The sequence below is a fragment of the Exiguobacterium sp. SH0S1 genome (assembly GCF_004337165.1).
GTDB lineage: Bacteria > Bacillota > Bacilli > Exiguobacteriales > Exiguobacteriaceae > Exiguobacterium > Exiguobacterium aurantiacum_A.
The window spans coordinates 85,458-109,543 of the sequence record NZ_SJVC01000001.1; the positions used below are offsets into that span (position 1 = coordinate 85,458).

A 24,086-nucleotide genomic window follows, 5' to 3' on the forward strand; every position below is an offset into this window, starting at 1 on the left:
AGTACGGAAACGAGTGAGAAAGGAGTGGAGATGATGAAACAGTTCGAGATCGAGTTTCATTTAATCAACGAGGAGATTTTGACGTATACGGTCGAGGCAGATAGTCGCTATGCGGCACTTGAAGCCATTTATCAGTCGTTCCGGCATGCGTCGGATGGCTTTGTCCAGTTCGAGGACGAATGGATTATTTTCCTCGATCATGTCGTGTATGTGAAGGCGTTTGAGATTGTGGAGTAGGAGGCAGCTATGGTGAAACATAATAAGTTGGTCCGAGACCGTGTACCTGAACTGATCCGTGCGGACGGAAAACGAGTCATCGTCAAACAGTTGAATCAAGCCGAACACTTTGAACAGGCACGCCTGAAGCTATATGAAGAACTGAAAGAGTATGAAGAGACGAATATCGATGAGGAATGTCTTGAAGAGCTAGCGGATATTCTTGAGCTCGCTTATGAGCTCGGTAAAATGCATGGGGCTTCGTTTGAAGAGATGAATGCGATTCGTGCAGAGAAGCGGGAGCGGAAGGGTGGATTTGAGAAGGGGTTATATTTGGAGGAAGTTCTGGAGTGACAAAAAATCACGCATCCGAAAAAGGATGCGTGATTTTTTAATTCATTGGCGGGACTTTAAGATGATGATGCTCTTGGTTGCTTAATTCCTCGGCATTTATTTTATATTGTCCTACCGCCAAGCAATGTGCTTTCTTTAGGCCTCTTAGGTCTTCAAGTGAGACTGCGCCAATACGATTAGCAATCACTTTTAATTCGCTGTCAGCTGGTGCAAAGTAAATCTTTGTAGCGGCATTATCCAAAATCGCAAGTTCTTCTTTATCGAAGTTGCTGAACGATTGTGTGGCGAACCAAGCCGACCAACCGAACTTCCGACCTTCTCTTAAGATTTTCTCAGAAGGAGAACCTTTACGGAAAGATAGGTTCTGCGCTTCATCCAAGATGACCGGCATCGGTCGGCTTTCTGAACCAGATAAAGAATAATACCATAAATCCCAAAGAATAAACTCTGCTAGTAACTTTTTGATTTCATCTTGGTCATATCCCTCAAGTTGGATGACCGTCACTCCGTTGTTGTTGTCAAAAATCTTACTCCAATCGTTGTCCGATTCATAATCAAATGGATCCATATCGACCATTTGGGTGAGGCGGCTGATTACAGATTGGACTGTAGATTTTGAGGAAGTCTCGAGACTTTCTAACTCTTCGATGAGCAATTCCATTCGCATTTCTTCCCCATACTTCTCAATCCCGTTTTTCGTCGCCATATAAATGGCGTTTTTTTGTTGATCTCCTAAACCTCTGTAGACGGATGCGAATACGGCTGCCACTCTTGTGGCGACGGAAGTAATCTTTTCAGGTTCTTTCCGTCCGCTAATTTCTTTTTCCCGTCTCTTGAATGGGTTCAATGGGAATGACTCGTGGTATACGATGCGTTCCGTCAGTTTTGACCCCATACGATTTATAAATGTTTCATCGAGTTGCCCTAAAGTATAACTGTTTGAGTAGTCGATGACCAAAGCGGATTGATTCTGTTCAACCAATTGCAAGAGTAGGGACTGGACGAAGTACGTTTTTCCTTGACCGGATCGACCACCAATCAACAGATGTCTGTTTGACAAGCGCGAATGTCCATACTCCCAATAGTAGTTTTTATTAAACTCGCTACCTAATAACAATCTGATAGCATTAAAACTATTTCCTGTAGGTGTGACAGGATTGATTGATGGAATCACTGGTTGAGGTTCTGTTGTTTTTTTGCCGTTATCTGTTGAAACTTTCACAGCGACTTTTGCTCTATCTGTTTCGTCACTAACTTCTTTCGCGATTCGAAGTCTAGGCGTATGAGAAGAGGTCGCTTCATTTTTGATAGTAGACGTACTGCCTTTTTCTTTTTGTTTTGCATTAAGCGAGTCTAATGATTCTGTTAACACTTCATATCCATATTGTTCAGGTAATTCGAGAATAACGACCCCTTGGTTTCTCGAATGGCGAACAGAGTCCGAAGACTTCTTGAATGAAACGAGAACGCCATTTCCGAATTTCGCACGTTTCTCGTCGACAATTTCAAAATCATCGTTCATCAATCGGTCAATCAATGAAGCATCTAACCGATAGTCTTTGCTTGGCCAGATATCATTTTCCTGCATTTTTTGTGCGTTGTTGATAAAGAGTCTCGCAAAATAGTTGCGTAGGAATTTCGCATCAAACGTCATTAAGTCGAGCAAATGATCGTTTAAGCGAGCCTTCAGCTCTGAGATTTGTGAGATACCTTTTGTGATGACCGAGTTATCGTTCAATCCGATTTTAACTTCGACCGGGAAGAAGTGCACTTTCAAACCTGATTGATTGATTTCAAGACCAATCATCAATAAATCATCGCTACAGTTGCCTCTCCGTCCGATAGTCTTACCTGAAAATAATCCAGCTCGCTTACTCAATTTCACATTACCGGTTACTCGAACAACTTCTTCCATAGAGATTGGCACCCAGATTGTATTGTCTTCATTGAACAGTAACAGCGTTTCTTTAATCGCTGAAACAATGCTCATCTTCTCGCGCTTGTCGTACCCTCTCCCTTGAACAGCACGAAGTAACCATTCACCATTAAACGTATTGAAGGCTCGAATTGTTTCCTCGATTTGATTTTGAGTAGAGGTGACGCCTTGAGAACTGATGAATTCTTGGATGACATTGAAATATTGATCCGATTTGTCAGTAACAGTGATTGCGTCATATCCGTTCGTAGACGAGTACTGATCACTATAATGAATGATAATCAAATTGTCGGAAGACGACTTGAAGAAATCAAGCCCGACCGGCGGATCGATGAAGGTTACCCAATGAGAAGAACCGTAGATTTTTTCAAGCGCACCTTTATCAGCTACATCAATATGCATCGTCAACGAAACATTTTTCATGTATGAACTATGTCCGCCATCTTTCATGTTTGCTGTCAGTTCATTGTAATGATAGCCGAATCGTGTCATGAGACTTCGAGTAACGTCAGCTCCTGCAGTACCAAAGCCAACACGGTACCCGGTTTCATTGCTTTGGACTGAAGAAACGGTAGTAAACAGCCCGTCTAAATTCATGCTGCTGGCCAACTCACTCATTGGTTGACTAACGACCCGAGATTCGTTCCCCATCTTATAGAATGAGATATGGGCATAATGTACAGGGGCATCAAAATTTAACTTGCGATACAGGATAGACTGCTGGAGTAGATGCAATACTTCGTCTGGCTCAAATTCATGAATAGACAAATCAATCCCGAATTCGTCTTTGAATTGTTCGCCCGTTTCGATATCGTTCAATTTATCAAACGCACTCAAACCAGAAGCGTCTGGAATGTACAATGATACTTCTAATGACTTGACCGCATCCAGGGTCCCTTTAGAAGAAATTTGTTGTTTGAACCATGAAATAATTCCTTTTAAAATTTCGTCGTCGTTTGTTACGTTGATGACATTCACACAGAGTGGAGCGGAGTTCTGAATCGAGAATAAATAATCATAATGTTCAGTGAAGTGATTCATTTTATCTTCGACCACTTTTGCTAAATAAGAATTGGTTTCACCTACACTTACACGTTCTCGCAATGTGTATTCATGCCACTCTGGCAAAGGAGATTGATCTGTCGGTTTAAGAAGCATTTCATGCATATTAAATGCATATGGCACGGTGTAGCTTGCTTTCAATTTCTTTAAGATGTTCGAATCAATGTCTTCAGACCCTAAAGCTTCGTTCACTTGCCATTGGTATGCGATGTTCAGAGGAGAAAATGGCGTCAATAACAAGCCGTCGATTGTCTCGATTTGTCCTAAACGATATAAGTTTCGTTGTTGAATGGTCATCAGTGCCTGAGAAGGGATGTTCTCAATTTCAGTCAAATACTCGTTCACAAATGTATAAGCCGCAGCTTGTACCTCGGCATCATAGTACAACAATGAAGGAATTGTGCCTTTGTTTTTGACCGTATTTAAAAATCCGTTATAACTTTGCTCAACAGAAGTAGGAATATCTAGATGGATGTTTTCAAAAGAATCATCAGATAATTGTTTTCCATACCGTACGTGATTATCCAACCACTCCTGCTCCATTTTGAAATAGTTTCTGTCAACGGAACGCGTTGAATAGGTACGTTGACCGTTATGGATTGTTTTAAAGTCTGAATCAATCAAAAATGATGTTTCGTCTTTTCGTTTTCTCGTCCAAATGCTAAGTCCGTCTAAGGGCGTGGTTTTTAACATATCATCTTTAATAGAAAGAGGAATTTCGACGTCATTTAACATGATCGAGAATCGAATGCGTGACTCTCCTTCGTCTAAAACATTAAGCGGGAGATTGATTACATCATGTTGATCAACCTCTAACGCCTCAGGGGAGTCAATGGTGACTTCAAGGCTATCCCCCGTACCATCGCCAAGTTCTATCACATTGTGACCATCTAGAATCAAGCGGATAGCTTGCTGACTTTTAGATGTTGTATCAACCAAGTATCTTGTTTGATACGGTGTTAAAAATTCAGGTGTCAATGGTACTACAGCGATATTGAATAAATACGTGGTAGATGACTGACCTTCATGTTTATACCGGACTTTTGAAAAAGTGACTTGATTTGAATCGACTTCCACTGAAGTGATGAGTGAATAACCTGAACTTGTCGTATTCTTCGCACTCTTGTTGTCTAAAAATTGTTTTGATGTATAGCGGTCAAATGGGAGATGAATCTGAATATCATTAGCATGTTCTGGAGCAAAGAGGATAATATGCCAAGTACGCTGACCGGATTTTGTTTCAGATTGCGGCCGTCTCCAAAAATAATGCCCTGAAACTAATGAGCCGCTCACTTTAGCTGTCATTTTTTCCGAAACAAATTGAATGTCTCGATTCGATTTTGCTTTTTCCTCCCACTTTTTCAAGACATCATAATCCGTTTGTTGCCACGTATCTTCTTTTAATTTAGAGGCCCCATTATCAAATCGTTCTTCTAATTTTTCGCGCGAGTTACCTAATGTGAAATATCGCTCGACATCTTCGAACAGTTCATGGTTCTCTGATAAACGATTTTCGATTTGTTTATTAACTTTTTTCCAAGTAGAAGAACCGTATTTTTGTTCATCTCGTTCTCGGATGAGTGAAGATAGCTCTCCATCTTGAAAATATTGTAACGATGTATAATCTTCCATCGCTAAAGCGTCTTTATGAAGAAGGCCTAAAATATCAATGAAATCTAAGAATGAGCCATTCGTAATTTGTTTTTGATGATTGTGACGCTTTAAATAGTCTGAAACAATCATCTGTTCAGGTTTTGATAATTGACTGCTGGCCAATTGGTTATCTAAATGTTGAATGATTTTACTGATATGCAATGGACGTCCTTCAGAAGTTAAGTCGATACTACCTCCACGAATGGAGTCATTTAAATTATCAGTCAAGACTAAGAGAGAAGTATTCGCCCATTGACCAATCTGTTCACTCATCTCATTTCTTAACGTGACAAGGAAATCAATATCTGTATCGAAAGAGCTTGCCACGACTAATTTTCCAGATGAGAAGTTTAACGAAGTCGTGACGTAGTCCTCGTTCCCGAATGGGTGTTTGTACGTAAATATGTTTGCGACGTTTAATGCTGATAACGCGTCATACATCTCTTTGACATCTTGTTTCGACGGAAGATAGACGTAGTAACGATCCGTTCTTTTTTGCTTAATTTCGTTATCGAAGAAATTGAGCAATTGTTGCGTGATGAACTTATAAAATTGATTTGACATACTGTGCATCCCCACTATCGCTTTTCTTTTCAAGGTAATTCAATTTGTCCAGTAACCCGACAATTTCTTCTTTTGAATGGTGATCGAAGAATAATCCTCTTGCTTCAAGTTCGTGCCAAAGTTTGTTCAATTCAATCTTTTCTTGTTTGATTGAGCAAGCTACTAATGCCAAAAGTTGTTCCTGATTGATGGCGAGTAATGAACCTAATGATCCGCCATGCTTCTTATAAAACTTCAAAACAAAGGCCTCAAGAGCTGCCGGATATCGAGATTTTAGCTCTTTATTCAATCCAACCGAGACGGATTCAGCCAAGTCTCTGAATGCCTCGTCCAACGTTTTTGCGGAAGTGTATTTTGGTGTTTCGATTGCCTTGTATTTCGTATAAAAATTGTTCATCCAATCATAAAGTGATTGAACATAAGTATTTAAAGCTTCCTCGCCGTTTGACACCAATATTTCATTGAGGTGATGATAATATAGATTTTTTTTCGTTTGAAAAGCAGGTGTCTGACAAACGATATTTAATGCATGTTCATGTTTATAAAAGTCTTTTGCCTGTTCTTTTAACAATTTGTACCCATTCGTGTAACTGGTTCTCCAACGTGCCCCTTTTTCCCACTCCATCAAAAAGAAGAGCGGTATCATTTGTTCATGATCAAATTTAGTGAAGCGATTCGTTTGAAGAACTGTTTGAGAAATCATGATAAATGTATAGTGTACTAACAAGTGATTTAAGTTATCTAAAAAGAATTTTGGATTTTTAGATAGGTGAATCAAATCTTGTTTGAACTGTTCCTGTATATTCGGAAACAGACAAGAGTATGGACTTGTGAACGAACTTTCCTTTGAAAACTGGGTACTACGGAAAATTTGAGTCAATAAATCATTGTTGTCGTCATCAGAGAAGAGTGGTGAAAGTTCATCTTCGTTTCCTTCAATGAGGGTCCCATATACGTAGTTAATAAAATCAATCTGTCCGTTTCTTTCTTTTTTCTCACTTAACGTCAAAAGTGGTAATTGTGAAAGCCTTGAAACATCTGTTTCCTCAACTTTGCGTTGCTGACTCTGTAAAAAATGTTTGAACCATTCATTTGTTTCAGGTGAGTCGAACTTGCCGATAGACATAATCTGATTCATGTCCGTGCTGTTTTCTTCAGGAATAATAGGCTCATTGGAGAGTAGTCTTGCAAGTCCTCCGGTTATTGGCCAAAACCCGTTTTCAAACTTTGAGCGCTCAGGTTCACGAGTAGGTAAAGGTAAAACATACGTATCTTTACGTCGAGCATATCGATAACCTTTATTCTGAACTAAGAATGATTCAAGTCGTGACCAGTCTAGTGAATAGTCATTTAAATGTTGAACGTTAGTCATATTACTGTTTCACCTTCCTTACTTCAAACTTAGATTTGCTAAATTTCGGCTTAGTCAGTTCAACCATCGATCCATCATGTGTCGATACCAATAGAATCGATTTTGATTTATCAGTATATCGAATGAGTTCATCATAAAAATCGATAAATTGAACCGCGTCGCGCAAATCATTTCGGTTTGGACGATATCCGTCTTGTATTTTTACTAACAGACTATAGAGTTTATAGTCGAGATCGAATAAAATTTCTTTTCCGCCTACTTCAAAACCGATTCGAATAAATGGGCTAAAACGATAAAAATCTGAGTCTTTGTTTTCTGCACTTGCGAATAGACGTTCGTCTACAATCTCCTCAGCCTGAAACGGGTAGGCGACTCTATAATCATTATTCGCACCGTCGATATATAAATAATTTTCTCGTGGAGACCCGCGCCATAAGTAAATGACTTCTCGAATCAATTCAAATAATGATTCGATACTCTCTCCGTCACCGAGATAGTACGCCTTTAAATATTTCAAGAAATCTAGATAAGTGCGATCGGTTTCTTGTGGGTTCAATAGTGAATAACTTCGAATGAGGAACGACCCGAGTGCATTCATAGTATCTGTATTCTCCGGTGCATGATGAATGAATCGATAGATTTCTGCCATGTCACCTAAAGCATTTTTAGCAATATCTTGAGGCTGCTGTGCCAATACATATTTTGTAATCAATTGATCGAAAAAGTCGGTGCGGAACGAAACTGGATCAATTCGATGTAAAGCATTCAATATGATTGAACGATCCGGGTGACCAAAAATAAGGTTTGGGAGAGCTGCGTTCGGTTTATCTGGTTCAAGGCTTAAGTTTGATGGTGCAAGAATATCAAAAATGAAATTATAGAATGCTCGCGTTGAGATAATTAACTTTTCTTTCACCATTGTTTGGATGACGACATTTTCAACCGATTCTCTGACAGCCAAATTCGATAGAAAATCGTAATTGTCATGAATAATAGATTGGATGCCATTATTGACGTCTTCACAGTAAGCATCATAGAACGGATTGTCGTTCGACGTTAAGACCACTTTTTCTAAAATCTTCGAGAAGAACAAAGACTCGGCACCGTTTGTTCCTAAGCTATAAGTTTGGAAGCCGGCTATATTTAATAAGTGGAGTGACTTATTTGAATAGACAATGTGTTCTCCGTTTCCGAAAATGTCCGAGTCATCAATGAAGTTTCTGAGTGATTCGTATCGGTTTTCAGACGCTGCAAAGTTATAGAAGTTATGAAGAACTCCTAGGTTGATAGCAATCAGCAAATGTTTAGTTTCAGAATCCTGTTTATAAAAAGAAGATAGTACACTATCTAATGTTTCGATTGAGTTTTTTGATGGATCAAATGACTCGGTCGAATCGTTATGAATCCTGAAATCTTTGACCAAATGAGAATGTTTTTCTTTGATGTAAGCCAGTAAGTGACTCTTCCCATCTCCAACACTACCACTTAGCAAAATTAGTTGTGGTGTGGATTCATTGTCAATCGCCTCTAATGTTTCAATGAGAGAGTATTGAATCGGGCGATCGATATGCATATACTCCCGAAACTCCCCAAAGCTATCTGCATTGACGACCGATTCTTTCGAAGAAGATTGCAGCATACGAAGTTTATCTAGCAATTTGCTAGTTGTAGCGTCTCCATTAATATCTATAGAACTAACAATATCCTCGGTGACTGTATCTTTTTGGGCCAGGAGATTTTCGGTAGTGAATGAATCGTTCACGTTATCCTCTACAGTTGTGTCTTCAGGGATTGTTTCTTTGATTTCTTGAGTAGGTGGTTCTGAGAATGTAATGGGCTTTACTCTATGCTCTTCAGAGTCATCCAGTATTTCTTCTTTTGTGAAGACATCGCTGTCATAAAGTCCGGATGAATTCTCCGTCTCGTTGAGATATACTTCGCCTAAAGAGATCAATTTTTCAAAAGCTTCTAGAGTCTCAATTTTTAAAAGGTTACGCTTTGTATATAAGTCACTTAACTCTATGTAACGGTGAGCCCATTTTAACTCTTTCATCGATGCGTTTAGTTCGACCTTTAGTTTTTGCCAACCAAACTTGATGACGTGACGATCAAAGTATCGTTCAGATAGAGCTGGGCGCTTAGTGTTCTTTGCAAGCATATACATACGTTTTAAAGTTAAAGATTGGAAAATGCCGTCTAAGTAAACCATAGCCTCTGTAGGTGAATCAATCATCCACTTGTTGAATTCCTCATAAGTAAACTTTGTATCTTCCTCAGGAACTAGGTTCGTGACTAAAAAAGACCAGATTTTTTGGGTGTTCATTGTTAATCCCTTTCCTGTATAAAAATGATATTTTACAAACATTGTAACAAAATATAGAATCATAATCATCGATTCTGAGTGATTCCTTTGTAACCTTGTTAAATAATTTATATAGGGCGAAACGTAGGATGATTTATATCCTTTATTTATGTAAAATAAAGGATGAGGATTTGAAAAGGGGAGATTGCATGATCTATAACAAGTTGGTAAGGGATAAAATTCCTACAATCATTGAGCAGTCTGGGAAAATAGCAATACATAAAAAACTATCTAATGCTGAGCATATGAAATTCGCAGCTCATAAACTTCATGAAGAAATCAAAGAGTACGAGGAAACAAACATCGATGAAGAATCACTCGAAGAACTTGCCGACGTACTGGAACTTGTCTATACGCTCGGGAAGATGCACGGTGCGAGTTTTGAAGAATTAAATCGCATTCGTGAGGAGAAGCGCGAGAAGCGGGGCGGTTTCGAAAAAGGTATCTTCTTGGAAGAGGTCCTTGATCATGAGTGAGTTACGTCTGCACACCAGTCATTTACGAATTCCATTACAGAATCAAATCAACGCGGCGACTGAAATTTATATGGTCGTCGCGTTTGCACAATTATCAGGTGTTCAAGAGATTGCGTCTTCACTTAAAAAGGCGGTCATGCGCGGTGCCCAAGTCCGGATTTTGATTGGGGATTACCTCTATTTGACGAACCCAGATGCGCTCGAGATGCTCATGGAAATCGATGGGGTTGAGTTGCGACTTTATCGTTCGAATGGTCAATCGTTCCATCCGAAAGCCTATTTGTTCCGTACTCAAGATAGCGGGACGTTCTTTGTCGGCTCGTCGAACTTGTCGCATAGCGCCTTGAACCGTGGCGTCGAATGGAACGTCGAGATTCCGGCAAGCATCTCAGAGGATGTGTTCGAACAATCGGTCGATGCATTCCACGAGCTGTTTTATAGTGAGTATGCTCAAATCATGAATCCAATCTCGCTGCAGCCTTATCGCGAAGAATACGAAGCGAGACAAGAGCGGATGAATGAGATGGGCAAAGTAGCTGAGATGACTCCTGTCTACATCGAGGACGACACGATCACGCCGAACACCGTCCAAGATGCCGCCTTAAAGGCGTTACGTGAAACGATGGAAGAGGGAAGACGGAAAGCGATGCTTGTGCTCGCTACCGGTTTAGGGAAGACATATTTAAGTGCCTTCTTCGCCCGACAGTTCAAACGGGTACTCTTCATTGCCCATCAAAAAGAAATTCTGCTTCAAGCTGAGGCTTCTTATAAGAAAGTCTCGACTGAATGGAAAACGGGCTTATTGCTAGGTGGTGACTCGAGAGATGAGCAGTCAGCCGACGTGTTATTCGCTTCGATTCAAACGTTAGCCTCGAAACATCGGATGCAACAGTTCGCGCCTGATCAGTTCGATTTGATTGTCGTCGATGAATTCCATCACTCGGCCGCACCGTCTTATCGTCGTGTCCTCGATTACTTCGAGCCGAAATTCTTGCTCGGACTGACGGCGACGCCGGACCGACTGGATGGGGGAGACGTTTACGCTCTCTGTGATGACAATGTCGCCTATCAAATGCACTTTACTGAAGCAATTGAAGAATCTTACTTGACTCCTTTTCATTACGTCGGAATTTATGACGAAATCGACTATTCGCAAATCCGATTGATTAACGGCCGCCGTTATGATCAGGATGAGCTATTGGCAGAACAGTTAAAGGAAAGTGTCGCTCAAAAAATCTTCGAAGCCTGGCAGATGCATCACCAGACACGTGCGCTCGGATTCTGTTCTTCGGTCGCTCAAGCCGAATATTTAGCTGACTACTTCCGTCTCCAAGGCGTTCAAGCCGTCGCCTTACATAGCCAGACTGAATATGACCGAGAGGATGTCATCAAACAATTGAAGCAAGGACATCTTGATATCATCTTCGCGGTGAACTTGTTCAATGAAGGCGTAGACATTCCTGAAATCGATACGTTGTTGTTTTGCCGTCCGACCGAATCGTTGACGGTCTTCACGCAACAGATTGGTCGAGGACTCCGTTTGTTGAGCGGGAAGACGCATTGCACCATCATCGACTTGATCGGGAACTACAAGAACATCGACAAGAAGTTGGCGCTCTTGACGACAAAGCGACAACCAATTGTAAAAGAGCTTCCAACAAACGGGACCTTGCCCGATGGCTGTACCATCGAATTTGATTTACATGCCGTTGATTTGTTGAAGCGGATGGTGACTCGATCTTCAACCCGCCAGCAGCAGTTAGAACGGAACTACTTCATGGTGAAAGAAGAGCTTGGAAGACGACCGAGTTATATGGAGTTGATTCAACGAGGCGAGTACTCGATGGACGCCTATCGCTCTCAATGGAAGAAAGACGGGGGCTACTTCGGTTTCTTGAATCGAATTAGTGAGTTGGGAGAGGAAGAAAGTCATCTGTTTGAAGGTGCGAAATCATTGTTAGTCGAAGTTGAATACACCGACATGACGAAGAGTTATAAGATGATTGTGCTATCGCTCATGTTGAACCGTGGGCTAGAAGGATGGCTCGGACCACTTTCAGCGAGCGAGGCAGCTCGGCCGTTTTATGACTTCATCAATGCAATCCCGTACCGTCAACAGATCGATGGGAAGACAAAAGACTTCCAATCACCGTTCCATCAGCAAAGAATCGAAAAGTTACTGTTGCGGATGCCATTTGATAAAATAGCTAAAGGACCGTTTTTTGTGTCTGAGGAAGCATTACATATCGAGCAAAACGAAGCGTATGCTCATCCTCTGGTTTACGAATGGGTCAGTCAAATCGTTGAAGTTCGACTGCATCACTACTTCAGTCGGAAAGCTTCAGAGTGATTGGGAAAGGAGTCTTTAACTTGAAACGCGCACTACTTCGCAAAATCCAATTCGCCCTCCAGCACTACGGTGGGACGGCGTCATTGAAAGAAATCTACGACTATATCGAAAAGTCGTATTATCAACTCGAGCTCGATCGCTACAAAGATTGGAAGGCTCACGTCAACAAACAGATTCGGGCCCATTCGAGCGATTCGGCCAGTTTCGCGGGGAAAGATGACTTGTTTTATGCCACGGGAAATAAGGGCATCTGGGGCCTTCGCCAACCGAATACCTAACCGAAAGCGGAACCATTTCAGTTGGTTCCGCTTTCAAAGTTTACAATACGTCACACCCCCTTGTCACAGAATGTTCAATCCTGTAAACTTCGAAACAGTGTGAAAAAAATGTATAAGGGGTTACTTCATGGAAATCGTTCAGCAATTATCGCAAATGCAATTACTCAACCAATTCTGGTTACTTGTGGCCTTCATCATCCCGATGGTCATTTTATCGCGGATGGTCGTGGCCGGTTCACGGTTCTCACCAATCCTCGTCATCGTCATCTTTGGCCTCGGTCTCGGCTTCGCTATGGTCGAGATGGGCATCGCGACTCCGGGTCTTCCTGAGTTCCCGCTCGTCGACTTCCTGTCGCGGACGACGATCATCGCGCTCGTCGTATCGTTCTTCGTCGGTGGGCAAGAGCTTCGTAAGATCTTAAGCAAGCAAGAGCTCGAGATGAAAGACATCGTCGTCCCATCTAAAGAAGAGATGTTCCTCGGAACAGGGCGCACACAGTTCATCTTCATCGTTCGTTCGTTCTTCTTGCTCGTCGGACTCGAAGGGTTCTTCCGCATGATGATCCAACCGGGAACGGCAGAGGGCATCACGCTCTACTACCCGATCCTCGCGTTGATCGGTCTCGCGGCATCGTTCCTCTTGATCGACCATAAGGCACAAATCGACGACAAGCACGTTTATATGAAGAAGGGCTTGATCGAGACGGCGTTACTGCTTGTCATCTTGTTCATCTCGTACGCAATCGCCATGGCCGTTCAACCGGTCATCGCCTTGCCGCAAATCTTCTTTGCGATGCTTTTGTCATCAGCACTCGGTGCCATCTTCCAAAACTGGACGTACGGACCGACCGTCCGCGCGCTCTTGTTCGCCGGTATCCCGGTCGTGTTGGCGGCCAACTTCATGGTCGGTGGTTCGCGGATCGGTGACGCCTTCGCCATTGAAGGCATGAACTCGATTCTCGTCTACGGTTTCTTCGGTCAGTTGTTCTGGATGTTCGGTGGGATCGCGCTCCTCATGTGGTTCGCCCGCACGGGGCACATCCGTAACCTCGCACCAGGTATGGCCGGTTCGCTGTCGCACAGTGGTCTCACAGGTGCATGTACGGCCGGTGACTTCGGTCAAGTGGCGGCAAAACGTGCGCCGATCATGATCAACATCCCGTTCTTCGGTCACATCTTCGTGTTCTCGATCTTGGCAGTCAGTGCCGACAACGGGGCGCTTTGGATCTGGCCGACGGCGATCATCGTCTTGGTCGGTCTCGTCTTGACGGCACTCGCGCTTAAAAACTTGCGCGGTGCGAACGGTGAGGACTTCAAAGAAGTGAAGGCGCTCATGCAGTTCTCGTTCGGTTGGCAGATGATGGCCGTCTTCGGCGGTCTCGTCATCCTCAGCTTCAGCACGATCGCATTCGACTACACGACGATGGCGCAATCGTCAGCCATCTCACACTTTGGCCTCTTCGCAGCGGTCCAAGGTGGCATGTTCGGGACGGAAGCATCGCTTCTCATCCCGCTCATCTTCTCGATGCCATTCCTCGTGCATCCGATCGTGTTCTTCATGTTCGGGAAAGCACTCGACAACAACGGCGAGATGCCGCGCGTACCAGTTTACGCGATGGCGCTCATCGGTGTCGTCGGCGTATCGTTCGCCATTCTCGGTATATAATAAACAGCCGCTTCTACAAATGCGTAGAAGCGGTTTTTGTATGCCTGCTAGTTGGATAAGGGTTGCCAATGGTAGGGATCATGCTAAAGAGTGTACAGAAAAACGGCCGACACGAGGTCGACCGTCTGCTGATTAGTTGACTTCCGTCACATGGAGCACCGGTTTCGCCGTCACGTAGTTGGCTACGTTTTGGGCGAAGGCGATCAAGTCCGGGTTTTGGTTGTGTTTTTCGATTGCCGCTTGGTCGGCCCAGTTCTCGATCATGACGAACCGGTTCTCTGACGTCGTCGACTGATAGAGCTCATAGCTCAAGCAGCCTGCTTCTTGTTTCGACGAGTCGATGAGTTTGTTAATATCGGCTAGAAAGCTTTCGAATTCTGTTTCTTTCACATCAAAAATGGCGTTGACTAAGATCATGTTGAATTCCTCCGATTACTTGAAGTTTGTGATTGTTTCAGCGTCGAGACGGACCGATTGGTAACCTGCTTCTGCCGCTTTACCGACTGAGAGGATCATGACCGGTACGTAGCGGTCTTTGTCCATTCCGAATGCTTCTGCGAGCTGGTCTTTCTCAAACCCACCGATCGGGTTCGTGTCGTAACCGTGGGCACGGGCGACGAGCATGAACTGCATCGCAGCCAAACTTGAGTCGATTTTGACGATATCGTTCATCTCTTGTTTCGACAAGTTTTTGTAGTAAGGGATAATGGCGTCGAGTTGTTGGTCGCGTACTTCTTGCGGCATCTTGCCTTCGGCGACGGCTTGATCGTAGATTGTTTCGCCGAGCTCGTAGCATTCCATGTCACCGAAGATGAGAAGCATCGCGGCCGACGTATCGTTTTGGCGAACGTTGAAGCGGATGAGCGGTTTGAGCGTCTCTTTTGCTTCCGGGCTCTCGACGACGACGAAGCGCCATGGTTGCATGTTGACTGACGACGGAGCCGTCGTCGCTTCTTGGATCATTTCGAGCATTTCGAGTTGTGGAATTTTGACCGTTTCGTCATAGACGCGGATCGACTTTCTGTCGAGCATTACGTCTGTTAATGTGTTGTTTTCAAATGTAGTTGCCATGGGTAATCTCCTCTTTCTCTGTTCAAATAGTATTTAGCTTTTGTAATAGGGCGGATAGCTGTTGCATCTCCGACTCCGATAATACTTTGGCGATCAAATGGTTCGTCTGATCATGGTTTTGTTCACAGTGCTGCAACTCGCGTGCCGCCGTCTCCGTCAAGCGGACGAACACTTCGCGGTTGTTCGCGACGTTCCGCTCCCGCCTGACGTGGCCTTTCTCCTCGAGGATCTTCAAGTGACGGGTGATCGCCGCATTGTCGATCTTCATCTCTTGTTGGATCTCGCTTTGCGAGCAGACGCCTTTGTCGTTGACGATCATGAGCATCTCGTAGCGGGTCAGGCTGAAACCTGTCTCACGCTCGAACGATGTCGCGACGCGCTGGTCGGCGAGTTTGATTTGGTATAGCAACCGGCTCATCTCTCGTAGCTCCATTGCGTCCCACCTTTCATATTTGACTCATCAATCATTGACAAGTCAAATGTTAGCAAGTCGACCGCTGTCTGTAAAGCAAGACGACTCGAGAAAAGACACTACCGGATTAGTCAGCAGTGTCTCGCTCGATTTTCTTCCCATCAAATCGGTATTCGCTGATGAACGTCGTCTTGTCAAACCCATACAGGCGGTCGTGGCGGTTCAAGTCGTCAATCGTTTGGAGTGAATTGAACGACGGGTCGCCAGATTGGGGTGTGCGTGACACGTTCAAATAACGCTCGGTGAAGTCGTCATCCTCGTTCGGTGTCCCGTCGAACGAGAAATGGATCGACTTCACATCGTCCTCGAGCAGACGGATGACGTCGAGCACGCGCTGTTTCTGTTCAGCGGTGTCGTTCCATGCTTCGTGCAGCATGACGGAGGCGCCTAAAAACGTCTCTGGATTCAGTTCGAAGATGGACGTCGGTTCAGGCTTTGTCGTCACGTCGCGCATTCGCACCGCGTCTTCCGGTACGTTCGCCCGGACCGTCTCTTCACGTGACAAGACGTTCGCGGTGACGAGTCGGTCGTGTAGCGTCGTCTCGGCTTCTTTCACCCAGTAGGCGGGCATCACATCGTCGTGGATCGAGCCGTCCCCATACGTCCGCGCGGAATACGTCCCGCGAAGCGGTGTCGTCTCCAGTTTGAACGTCGCCTTGTATCCAGTCAGTTTCCAGTCCTGTGATACGTCGACATCGACACGCTCCCCGTACGTGTCATAGATGTAGTCTGTATAGCGCTCCGTCGCTTCGCTTCTCCCGTACATCGATCCGGCGACGAGCAAGCCGACTGCGCCAATTAACAACCTTTTCTTCATTTTCTGTTCACCTCTACTACAATGTACCCGAAAAGACCGAATCCCGTCTCGGTCCAAAGTCGTATTCTATTTATTCCCAATTCCCTGTAAAATGAAAATGCCCTCTAAGAACTATTGCTATTACGTGTACTAATACATATAATACACTTATACCACGTTTACAAGAGAGGGTGTGACCCATGTTATATAAGATCGATATGAAAAGTGCGGAACCTTTATATGAACAAATCGTCAATCAGACGAAAGCGCTCGTCATCCGCGGCATCTTACGACCGGGCGACAAAGTCATGTCGGTCCGTGAGCTCGCGACGGACCTCGTCATCAATCCGAACACCGTCAGCAAGGCGTATCAAGAGCTCGAGCGGCTCGGTTTGCTCGAGATGCATCGCGGGCGCGGGACGTTCGTCTCGATGGACTGGGTTGACCAAGACGCGTCACGCGCGCCGGTCGTCGCAGCCATCCAAAAGCTCGCTATCGATTGCCATTACGCAAACGTGTCGCTTAAAGAAGCGATGACGCTATTTGAGACAGAGTATAAGAAAGTAGGGGAGAACCATGCTGACAGTACAGCAACTGAGTAAGAGAATCGACCGCCAAACCGTGCTCGATGCAATCGACTTCTCGGTCAGACCAGGAGAGATCATCGCCCTCGTCGGTCGTAACGGGGCCGGCAAGACGACACTCCTCCGGACGATGGTCGGCATCATCCGACCGGACACCGGGGACGTCCGCTACGGGCCATCGAGCATTTTTGAGAAAGCTGAATTGAAGCGGGACGTCATCTTCGTTCCGGATTCAGCCGACGCGCTCAAACATTACACCGTCAACGAGGCGATGGATTTATACGCCTCGATCTATCCGTCGTTCGACCGGGCGGCGTTCACCGAGACGCTCACGCGCTACAACATCGGTAATAAAAAGATCCGTCAGTTGTCCAAAGGGCAGAAAGCGATGGTGACGCTGTCGCTCGCTTTCGCCGTCAAAGCGAGCTATTACCTGCTCGATGAGCCGACCGATGGACTCGATGTCGTCGCCAAGGCCGACGTCTTGAAACTAATGATCGCCCAAGTCGAGGCACGCAACTGCTCAATCATCGTCTCGAGCCACCAGCTGCACGAGCTCGAGCGGATCGCCGACCGCATCATCATGATCGAGAAGGGGCGGGTCAAAGCAATCATGTCGCTCGAAGAGGCTCGTGAGTCGAGCGTCAAGCTGCAAGTCGTCTTCAACGACCAAGTACCGGTCGAACTGCTCGAACGAAAAGATATCGAAATCATCAACGTGACGGGACGCGTCGTCTTGTTCATGGCGAAAGAACGGACGCAAGAGCTCGACACGTTCGTCGACGCCCACGACCCGATGCTCGTCGAAGAGATCCCGATGTCGCTCGAAGACATTTTCCGGGTCCAATTAGGAGGTGAGGCAAGTGTCATTTAACGTGTTGTTGAAAAAAGATTGGAAACAAGTGTCGTTGTTATGGATTTTGCTCGTCTTCCTTGGGATTGTCGCGTACACGCTCCCGGTGTGGACACAAATGCAGTCGTTCGATGAACAAGTTCAGGACATTCAAATGAATCCGGACAAGTATGCCGAGTGGTTTAATGGTGATGCGTCGAACGCATCAGTTGAAGAGTTGTTCAACCCGCAATATAGTTACTGGATTGGCGATTTACAGACACTCATCCCGTATGTTGGAGTCATCTTTCTCTATATCATCTTCGGCTTCTTGATGGCGTCTGTCTTGATTGGCAGTGAACGCAACAGCCAAATGTCTGACTTTGCGATGTCCCTCCCGTTCAACCGGAACCAGTTGTACATATCGAAATGGTTGATTGGGACGAGCGGCATCGTCGTCTCGACACTCCTTGGTGGACCGCTCATGCTTTGGATGATCCATGCGTCACGCTATTCGTTCTTAATTGAAGGACATACGTTGAAAGTCGCAGCGCTCGTTGGTTTTATGCTATTGACCGGAATTGCTGTTTTCTCGTTGGCGTTATGGATGGGTTCGTTTGGCGGGGAGGCAATCTCGCAAGTGCTCTGGTCGGTCGTCGCACTATTGTTCCCTGTCGGCATCTTATTGCTGATTCAAGGATCGGTCATATCGTTCACTCAAAATACAGAGCGCGTATATAGTGTATTCGAACGTGCGATTGAAAGTGTGTTCTTGCGCGTGATTTCACCGCTTGCGAATGTAATTAACGTCGACACGTATAACTTATATACAGACAACAGCGTGTGGCAAGAGTTCCTAGCCGTTGCTCCATTAAGCGTACTTGCTTTTATTGTCCTATCGTTTGGACTCGGACTCCTTACATTCAACCGGGCCCCGCAAGAGAACAACGGCCGCTTCTTCATGTTCTCGAACTGGCTCTGGTTCGTTCACCTGATGATGGTGCTTTGTTTCGCCATGCTTGGTGGGATTATCTTAGCGAATATCGCGTATTCGACGAACAGCATCCTTTACGTCATCGGCTTCTTGATCGGCGGCTTCCTCGCCCACTTGCTCGCCAAACGCCTGCTCTACCGCTTCAACCTGCAACTCAAATCTTAAGGAGGACGTATCATGAAACGGTTCGGTCTGGTGCTCGTCGTATTACTGTTTGTACTTTCTGGGTGTAGTGATCCCTCGAAGCGGCCCCCGAGTGCCTTTCAATACGAGGGCACATACGTCGGCGATATCAACGCCGTCGTCGGCATCGCCAAGACGTTGCCGATGCACGACTGTTATAAGTCGATCGAGCTGCAGACGAAAAAACGTCCCTATGGCTTGACCGTCCGTTACCATGATCCGGAGATTGAGCGCATCGAGCAGGAGCGGCTCGCCATCCGTAACGCGGCGACGTATTTCACGCTCGTACAAAATACGGAGATCGTCCGTTTCGCGTTCCCGAACCGGACGTACGCGTTCTCTCGCCCCGAGATGGAGGCGTGGCTCGGGATCGACTTCTCGACGATCGAGAAAGAAGAAGAGTTGATTGCCCGCTTGGATGAAAAAATTGGGAATGAAGAGCAAACTGAAGCGTACTTCAGACGCGTCTAAAGTGTATGGATTTTTGAATCCATGCACTTTTTTTCGATATTTTCTGAAAATTATCGGGTAAAGGGTAGATGAAAGCGTTTTCTTAGCATTATAATGGAATTAACTGAATGACTATTCATTCTAAGGAGGAGAATCAATGGAAAAACCGTGGTTACAAGATTATCCAGCTGACATGCCTGAAACGATCGACTACGAGGTGAAACCACTCTATGAGGCACTCAGCCGCGCCGCTAAAGATTTCCCGGACCGGACCGCCGTCTCGTTCATCGGCAAGGATTTGACGTTTGCCCAAATCGATGATGCGGCCCACCGTTTGGCGACGATGTTGCAGTCGAGAGGGTTGCAAAAAGGGGACCGGGTCAGCCTGATGCTCCCGAACTGTCCACAGTACGTCATCTCGTTCTACGCCGTCCTGTACGCCGGTGGGACCGTCGTCCAGACGAACCCGCTCTACACCGAGCACGAGCTTGAAAACTTGATCACCGATTCCGGCGCGAAGATCGTCATCACGCTCGATCTCCTCTATCCGAAGTCGCTCCGGGTGAAAGAAAAGACGGACATTCAAACGATCATCACGACGAGTATCGCCGACTACCTGCCATTCCCGAAAAACAAGCTGTACCCGATCAAAGTGAAACGCGAGAACAATATCGTCATCGATACGACGGGTTCGGTCGCGTTCAAGGACTTCAAAAACTTTGGACCGGTCAAGCCGATCGAGATCGACCCGAAACAAGACGTCGCCGTGCTCCAATACACGGGCGGGACGACCGGGCTGCCGAAAGGGGTCATGCTGACACATTTCAACTTGACGGCGAACGTCGACCAAATTTCGAACTTCTTCTATAAATATAACCGCGGTGATGAGAAGCGCGTCTTGAGCGTCGTCCCGTTCTTCCACGTCTACGGCATGACATGCTGCCTCAACTTCGGGGTGGCGAACGGGTATGAACTCATTCTCGTGCCACGCTTTGACGTCACCGACGTCTTGAAGACGATCAACAAGAAGAAACCACACTTCTTCCCAGGAGCCCCGACGATGTATGTCGGCATCTTGAACGACCCGAAACTGAAAAAGTATGACTTGTCGTCGATCGAGGCATGTATCTCAGGATCGGCACCACTACCGGTCGAAGTGCAAGAACAGTTCGAAGACGTGACGGGCGGGCGCATCGTCGAAGGATACGGGTTGTCCGAGACGTCACCGGTGACGCATGCCAACTTCTTGTGGGACAAACGCATCGTCGGCTCGATTGGGGTGCCGTTATCCGATACTTCTGCTAAAATTGTAAAGGCAGACGGCGAGACATTGGCCGAAGTCGGTGAGATCGGCGAAGTGTTCCTGAATGGACCGCAAGTCATGAAAGGCTACTGGCAAAAACCAGAAGAGACGGCGGCCGTCTTGAAAGATGGATGGCTCGCGACCGGTGACCTCGGCTATATGGGCGAGGACGGGTTCTTCTATATCGTCGACCGGAAGAAAGACATGATCATCGCCGGCGGCTTCAACGTCTACCCGCGTGAGATCGAAGAAGTGCTGTACGAACATCCGGCCGTCAAGGAAGCGGTCTGTATCGGTGTCCCGGACCCGTACCGCGGTGAGACGGTCAAAGCGTTCATCGTCACGCGGGACGGGGTGAATGTGACCGAAGACGAGCTCGACAAGCATTGCCGTGAGAAGCTCGCGGCGTATAAAGTACCAAAGCTGTATGAATTCCGTGACGAGTTGCCGAAGACGTTCGTTGGTAAGATCCTGCGCCGCGTCCTCGTCGACGAAGAGAAGGCGAAACAAGTGAAACAAAGCAGTTGACACCTCTCTTTGACATGATAGAATAATAAATGAATGAACCATCATTCATTTTTCTGCAGCAATAAGGAGCATGGGTGTCTATGAAAAAGAATGTATCAAAAAGTGACCGCATTATCGATGCGGCAGTGAAAGTGATCGCGGACCATGGTTATCACGGTGCAAAGGTGACAGCCATCGCCAAAGAAGCTGGTGTCGCGGACGGGACGATTTATTTGTACTTCAAAAACAAGGAGCATCTGTTGATCGAACTGTTCCAGACGAAGATGGGCCTGTTCATCGACTACTCGAAGCAACAGATCGAGCAGGAGACGACGGCAGGCGACAAGCTGTACCAGTTGATTGAGTCGCATCTCAAGCAGCTGTCGGTCGACTACGACCTCGCCGTCGTGACGCAAATCGAGCTCAGACAGTCGAACTTGGCGCTCCGCCAAAAGATCAGTGAAGTGTTGAAGCCGTATTTGAACTTGATCGATGCGGTCGTCAAGCACGGCATCGAGACCGGGGAGTTTGACCAGGACCTCGACTACCGGCTGGCGCGACAAATGATTTTCGGCACGATCGATGAAGTGGTCACGAGTTGGATGGCGAGCGGCTTCAAGTACGACTTAATGTCGACGTTACCGAAAGTACACCATATGTTGAAAAAAGGGCTTGCTTAACCGTAAGCCCTCTCGCTAGCTCAAAAAATGAATGGAGATTCATGAATGATGGTGCGAACAACTTAAAGGGGGAACTACGATGAATATTTTTGTGTTGCTAAAACGTACGTTCGATACAGAAGAAGCGATCCAACTTGAGAACGGGGAGATTCAAGAAGACGGTGCCGAATTCATCATCAACCCATATGACGAGTATGCGGTCGAGGAAGCGATCCGCAAGCGTGACGATCTCGGGGGAGAAGTCACGGTCGTGACGGTCGGACCGGACGACGCGGACAAAGAACTACGGACAGCGCTCGCGATGGGTGTGGACAGAGCGGTCCGCATCTCGATCGAGGATGACGTCGAGGACGCGGATCACGTGACGATTTCGAAAGTGCTCGCCGCATATTTGAAAGACCAAGCACCAGACCTCATCTTCGCCGGTAACGTCGCCATCGACGGCGGTAGCGGACAAGTGGCGCCGCGCGTCGCCGAGCTGCTCGACATGAACTACGTGACGACGATCACGAAGCTCGACATCAACGGCACGACGGCGACGGTCACGCGTGACGTCGAAGGGGACACGGAAGTGATCGAAGTCAACCTGCCGCTCCTCGTGACGGCGCAACAAGGCTTGAACGAACCGCGCTATCCGAGCCTTCCAGGTATCATGAAAGCGAAGAAGAAGCCGCTCGAAGAACTCGATCTCTCAGACATCGACCTCGACGAAGACGAGATCGGAGCGAAGATTGAGACGATCAAACGGTTCTTGCCGGAAGAGAAGAAAGCGGGACGTATTCTTGAAGGGGACACGTCGACACAAGTGAGCGAGCTCGTTCAATTACTTCGCACGGAAGCCAAAGTCATTTAAGGGGGACATCACATATGAAAGCTTTAGTACTCGCAGAAGCGCGCGAAGGCGCGTTACGGAACGTATCATTTGAAGCGATCGCCGCGGCGAAGCAACTGACGGACGACGTGACGGCGGTCGTCATTGGGGATAACGTCAAAGCACTCGCGACTGAACTCGGGGAGCACGGCGCAGCGCGCGTCCTCGTCATCGAAGACGAGCGACTCAAACATTACACGCCGGACGGTTACGGCCAAGTACTCCGCCAAATCATCGACCAAGAAGGACCGGATATGATCGTCCTCGGTCACACCGCACTCGGAAAAGACATCGCACCGAAACTCGCGGCCCGTCTTGACGCCGGCCTCATCAGTGACGTCGTCTCGATCGAAGGCTCGGGACGAGACGCCGAATTCGTCCGTCCGATCTACTCGGGTAAAGCGTTCGAGAAAGTGAAATTCAAAGATTCGGTCATGTTCTTCACGATCCGTCCGAACAACATCGACGCACTTCCGCGTCAAGCGGGGGCGAGCGTGTCGGTCGAGACGCCGGCCGTCGAATTGAAAGACCTCGCCATGATCGTCAAAGAAGTCGTCCGTAAAGCGACCGGTAAAGTCGATCTCGCGGAAGCGAAAGTCATCGTCGCCGGAGGACGCGGCGTCAAGAGCGAGGACGGTTTTAAACCGCTCGAAGAGCTCGCTGAACTGCTCGGCGGCGCGGTCGGTGCTTCACGTGGAGCGTGTGACGCGGACTACTGCGACTACGCACTCCAAATCGGTCAGACGGGTAAAGTCGTCACGCCGGACCTTTATATCGCCTGCGGGATCTCCGGGGCAATCCAACACTTGGCCGGGATGAGCAACGCCAAAGTCATCGTCGCCATCAACAAAGACCCGGAAGCGAGCATCTTCAGCGTAGCCGACTACGGCATCGTCGGCGACTTGTTCGACGTCGTGCCGCTCTTGACTGAAGAGTTCCGAAAACACCTCGTCAATAGCTGATGGGCATAACGTTTGGGGAAAGTTACCCTCCGTGGTATACTCTGAACATGAAATGCAAGAGAGTTCTTAATTGAACTGTCTCATCTTACTGG

At 46.6% G+C, this 24,086-nt stretch carries 21 protein-coding genes; 14 read left to right on the forward strand and 7 right to left on the reverse strand.

Translation table 11 applies throughout. From position 1 onward, the window contains the following. The first annotated feature begins 33 nt into the window (after positions 1–33). Together EVJ20_RS00440 and EVJ20_RS00445 are read left to right on the forward strand one after the other, a co-directional pair. Positions 34–237: a hypothetical protein gene (locus EVJ20_RS00440; RefSeq protein WP_071399311.1), complete on the forward strand. Its 204-nt coding sequence runs from the start codon at positions 34–36 to the stop codon at positions 235–237. Positions 238–246: 9 nt separating this feature from the next. Beyond that, positions 247–570: a nucleoside triphosphate pyrophosphohydrolase gene (locus EVJ20_RS00445; RefSeq protein ID WP_070327760.1), complete on the forward strand. Its 324-nt coding sequence runs from the start codon at positions 247–249 to the stop codon at positions 568–570. Between the two features lie 37 nt (positions 571–607). Here the strand turns inward: EVJ20_RS00445 and dptH are convergent, their stop codons facing one another. From dptH to dptF, 3 genes are read right to left on the reverse strand one after another with little or no spacing between them, the layout of a single operon-like run. After that, on the reverse strand, positions 608–5,785 hold the full coding sequence (gene dptH / locus EVJ20_RS00450; protein WP_161568079.1) for a DNA phosphorothioation-dependent restriction protein DptH: 5,178 nt from the start codon (positions 5,783–5,785) through the stop codon (positions 608–610). Further along, positions 5,766–7,157, reverse strand: coding sequence for a DNA phosphorothioation-dependent restriction protein DptG (gene dptG, locus EVJ20_RS00455; RefSeq protein WP_070327758.1), 1,392 nt, complete (start codon positions 7,155–7,157; stop codon positions 5,766–5,768). The genes dptH and dptG overlap by 20 nt, the downstream gene beginning before the upstream one ends. A 1-nt stretch (position 7,158) precedes the next feature. Further along, positions 7,159–9,480: a DNA phosphorothioation-dependent restriction protein DptF gene (dptF, locus tag EVJ20_RS00460; RefSeq protein ID WP_161568080.1), complete on the reverse strand. Its 2,322-nt coding sequence runs from the start codon at positions 9,478–9,480 to the stop codon at positions 7,159–7,161. Between the two features lie 188 nt (positions 9,481–9,668). Here dptF and EVJ20_RS00465 point away from each other — a divergent pair, with 188 nt between their 5' ends. From EVJ20_RS00465 to EVJ20_RS00480, 4 genes are all read left to right on the forward strand, one after another. Next, complete coding sequence (locus EVJ20_RS00465) at positions 9,669–9,995, forward strand: nucleoside triphosphate pyrophosphohydrolase (RefSeq protein WP_131469287.1); 327 nt, start codon at positions 9,669–9,671, stop codon at positions 9,993–9,995. Continuing rightward, positions 9,988–12,345: a DEAD/DEAH box helicase family protein gene (locus EVJ20_RS00470; RefSeq protein ID WP_070327755.1), complete on the forward strand. Its 2,358-nt coding sequence runs from the start codon at positions 9,988–9,990 to the stop codon at positions 12,343–12,345. The genes EVJ20_RS00465 and EVJ20_RS00470 overlap by 8 nt, the downstream gene beginning before the upstream one ends. 20 nt (positions 12,346–12,365) lie before the next feature. Then, entirely contained in the window at positions 12,366–12,623 is a 258-nt protein-coding gene (locus tag EVJ20_RS00475; RefSeq protein ID WP_131465531.1) for a hypothetical protein, read from the forward strand. A gap of 127 nt (positions 12,624–12,750) precedes the next feature. Continuing rightward, positions 12,751–14,289 carry a hypothetical protein gene (locus tag EVJ20_RS00480; protein WP_131506795.1) on the forward strand — a complete coding sequence of 513 codons (1,539 nt, stop codon included), beginning with the start codon at positions 12,751–12,753 and terminating at the stop codon, positions 14,287–14,289. Positions 14,290–14,421: 132 nt separating this feature from the next. Here EVJ20_RS00480 and EVJ20_RS00485 read toward each other — a convergent pair whose 3' ends face one another. The 4 genes from EVJ20_RS00485 to EVJ20_RS00500 form a co-directional block, all read right to left on the reverse strand. Then, a complete protein-coding gene (locus tag EVJ20_RS00485) occupies positions 14,422–14,706 on the reverse strand; it encodes a putative quinol monooxygenase (protein ID WP_131465525.1) in 285 nt (94 codons plus the stop codon). A gap of 15 nt (positions 14,707–14,721) precedes the next feature. Then, positions 14,722–15,360 (reverse strand): nitroreductase family protein, encoded by a 639-nt coding sequence (locus EVJ20_RS00490; RefSeq protein WP_131441010.1) that lies wholly within the window; start codon positions 15,358–15,360, stop codon positions 14,722–14,724. Positions 15,361–15,382: 22 nt separating this feature from the next. After that, positions 15,383–15,793, reverse strand: a complete 411-nt coding sequence (locus EVJ20_RS00495; RefSeq protein WP_131465523.1) for a MarR family winged helix-turn-helix transcriptional regulator — start codon at positions 15,791–15,793, stop codon at positions 15,383–15,385. A 106-nt stretch (positions 15,794–15,899) separates the two neighbouring features. After that, entirely contained in the window at positions 15,900–16,649 is a 750-nt protein-coding gene (locus tag EVJ20_RS00500; protein ID WP_131506797.1) for a hypothetical protein, read from the reverse strand. 179 nt (positions 16,650–16,828) lie between these two features. On the opposite strand from EVJ20_RS00500, the gene EVJ20_RS00505 reads away from it, so the two are divergent. The 8 genes from EVJ20_RS00505 (at position 16,829) to EVJ20_RS00540 (ending at position 23,994) form a co-directional block, all read left to right on the forward strand. After that, the gene (locus EVJ20_RS00505) at positions 16,829–17,230 is read left to right on the forward strand and encodes a GntR family transcriptional regulator (RefSeq protein ID WP_016510027.1); all 402 of its coding nucleotides are present in this window, start codon (positions 16,829–16,831) and stop codon (positions 17,228–17,230) included. Next, on the forward strand, positions 17,205–18,086 hold the full coding sequence (locus EVJ20_RS00510) for an ABC transporter ATP-binding protein (protein WP_070327748.1): 882 nt from the start codon (positions 17,205–17,207) through the stop codon (positions 18,084–18,086). Before EVJ20_RS00505 ends, EVJ20_RS00510 begins: the two co-directional genes overlap by 26 nt. Continuing rightward, positions 18,076–19,203, forward strand: a complete 1,128-nt coding sequence (locus tag EVJ20_RS00515; RefSeq protein ID WP_131489913.1) for an ABC transporter permease subunit — start codon at positions 18,076–18,078, stop codon at positions 19,201–19,203. The genes EVJ20_RS00510 and EVJ20_RS00515 overlap by 11 nt, the downstream gene beginning before the upstream one ends. A gap of 12 nt (positions 19,204–19,215) precedes the next feature. Then, the gene (locus EVJ20_RS00520) at positions 19,216–19,692 is read left to right on the forward strand and encodes a DUF4825 domain-containing protein (RefSeq protein WP_070327746.1); all 477 of its coding nucleotides are present in this window, start codon (positions 19,216–19,218) and stop codon (positions 19,690–19,692) included. Between the two features lie 136 nt (positions 19,693–19,828). Further along, positions 19,829–21,502: an AMP-binding protein gene (locus EVJ20_RS00525; protein ID WP_070327745.1), complete on the forward strand. Its 1,674-nt coding sequence runs from the start codon at positions 19,829–19,831 to the stop codon at positions 21,500–21,502. 80 nt (positions 21,503–21,582) lie between these two features. Continuing rightward, positions 21,583–22,161 (forward strand): TetR/AcrR family transcriptional regulator, encoded by a 579-nt coding sequence (locus EVJ20_RS00530; RefSeq protein ID WP_070327744.1) that lies wholly within the window; start codon positions 21,583–21,585, stop codon positions 22,159–22,161. A 79-nt stretch (positions 22,162–22,240) separates the two neighbouring features. Further along, complete coding sequence (locus EVJ20_RS00535; protein ID WP_070327743.1) at positions 22,241–23,014, forward strand: electron transfer flavoprotein subunit beta/FixA family protein; 774 nt, start codon at positions 22,241–22,243, stop codon at positions 23,012–23,014. Positions 23,015–23,028: 14 nt separating this feature from the next. Beyond that, positions 23,029–23,994, forward strand: coding sequence for an electron transfer flavoprotein subunit alpha/FixB family protein (locus EVJ20_RS00540; protein ID WP_131457438.1), 966 nt, complete (start codon positions 23,029–23,031; stop codon positions 23,992–23,994). Positions 23,995–24,086: the final 92 nt, after the last annotated feature.

Bases quoted from the DNA above. Each gene is read 5' to 3' on its own strand.
- EVJ20_RS00440 (WP_071399311.1), top strand. From the start codon at position 34: ATGAAACAGTTCGAGATCGAGTTTCATTTAATCAACGAGGAGATTTTG.
- EVJ20_RS00445 (WP_070327760.1), top strand. From the start codon at position 247: ATGGTGAAACATAATAAGTTGGTCCGAGACCGTGTACCTGAACTGATC.
- dptH (WP_161568079.1), bottom strand. From the start codon at position 5,785: ATGTCAAATCAATTTTATAAGTTCATCACGCAACAATTGCTCAATTTC.
- dptG (WP_070327758.1), bottom strand. From the start codon at position 7,157: ATGACTAACGTTCAACATTTAAATGACTATTCACTAGACTGGTCACGA.
- dptF (WP_161568080.1), bottom strand. From the start codon at position 9,480: ATGAACACCCAAAAAATCTGGTCTTTTTTAGTCACGAACCTAGTTCCT.
- EVJ20_RS00465 (WP_131469287.1), top strand. From the start codon at position 9,669: ATGATCTATAACAAGTTGGTAAGGGATAAAATTCCTACAATCATTGAG.
- EVJ20_RS00470 (WP_070327755.1), top strand. From the start codon at position 9,988: ATGAGTGAGTTACGTCTGCACACCAGTCATTTACGAATTCCATTACAG.
- EVJ20_RS00480 (WP_131506795.1), top strand. From the start codon at position 12,751: ATGGAAATCGTTCAGCAATTATCGCAAATGCAATTACTCAACCAATTC.
- EVJ20_RS00485 (WP_131465525.1), bottom strand. From the start codon at position 14,706: ATGATCTTAGTCAACGCCATTTTTGATGTGAAAGAAACAGAATTCGAA.
- EVJ20_RS00490 (WP_131441010.1), bottom strand. From the start codon at position 15,360: ATGGCAACTACATTTGAAAACAACACATTAACAGACGTAATGCTCGAC.
- EVJ20_RS00495 (WP_131465523.1), bottom strand. From the start codon at position 15,793: ATGGAGCTACGAGAGATGAGCCGGTTGCTATACCAAATCAAACTCGCC.
- EVJ20_RS00500 (WP_131506797.1), bottom strand. From the start codon at position 16,649: ATGAAGAAAAGGTTGTTAATTGGCGCAGTCGGCTTGCTCGTCGCCGGA.
- EVJ20_RS00505 (WP_016510027.1), top strand. From the start codon at position 16,829: ATGTTATATAAGATCGATATGAAAAGTGCGGAACCTTTATATGAACAA.
- EVJ20_RS00510 (WP_070327748.1), top strand. From the start codon at position 17,205: ATGCTGACAGTACAGCAACTGAGTAAGAGAATCGACCGCCAAACCGTG.
- EVJ20_RS00520 (WP_070327746.1), top strand. From the start codon at position 19,216: ATGAAACGGTTCGGTCTGGTGCTCGTCGTATTACTGTTTGTACTTTCT.
- EVJ20_RS00525 (WP_070327745.1), top strand. From the start codon at position 19,829: ATGGAAAAACCGTGGTTACAAGATTATCCAGCTGACATGCCTGAAACG.
- EVJ20_RS00530 (WP_070327744.1), top strand. From the start codon at position 21,583: ATGAAAAAGAATGTATCAAAAAGTGACCGCATTATCGATGCGGCAGTG.
- EVJ20_RS00535 (WP_070327743.1), top strand. From the start codon at position 22,241: ATGAATATTTTTGTGTTGCTAAAACGTACGTTCGATACAGAAGAAGCG.
- EVJ20_RS00540 (WP_131457438.1), top strand. From the start codon at position 23,029: ATGAAAGCTTTAGTACTCGCAGAAGCGCGCGAAGGCGCGTTACGGAAC.